Origin of the sequence: Streptomyces sp. NRRL WC-3549 (assembly GCF_000721935.1) — a bacterium.
Lineage (GTDB): Bacteria > Actinomycetota > Actinomycetes > Streptomycetales > Streptomycetaceae > Streptomyces.
Map to the genome: position 1 here is coordinate 2,365 of NZ_KL585427.1, position 398 is coordinate 2,762.

The 398-nt window shown below is 74.1% G+C and carries 1 protein-coding gene; it reads right to left on the minus strand.

The genetic code is table 11. From position 1 onward, the window contains the following. Window positions 1–122 precede the first annotated feature (122 nt). A partial coding sequence (locus IH13_RS38765) for an AMP-binding enzyme (protein WP_037842735.1) occupies window positions 123–398 on the minus strand: 276 nt, incomplete at its 5' end.

The following is a 398-nucleotide window of genomic DNA, read 5'->3' on the forward strand; positions in this document are numbered from 1 at the left end:
CCGCTGCGGCGGCCCGCTCGCCGATGGCCGGCAGCAGGGCGCGTACCGATTCCAGAACCTCGTTGCCCATCGTCCGTCCTCCATGCCGTGTGCTGTGACTGTCGAACTGCGGGGAGCGGCCGTCAGACCGTCCCGAGGGCCGATTTGTCGACCTTGCCGGCGGCGTTGCGCGGCAGGGCCGGCAGGACGACGACCTCGCGGGGGACCTTGAAGTTGGCGAGCCGTTCGCGGCAGTGGCCCACCAGGTCCGCCGGGTCGGTGCCGGCGCCCGGGCGGACCGTCACGTACGCGCGTCCGACCTCGCCGAGCCGGGCGTCGGGGACGCCGACCACGGCGGCCTCGGCCACCGCGCCGTGCCCGGTGAGCACCTGCTCGACCTCCGCCGGGTAGACGTTGAA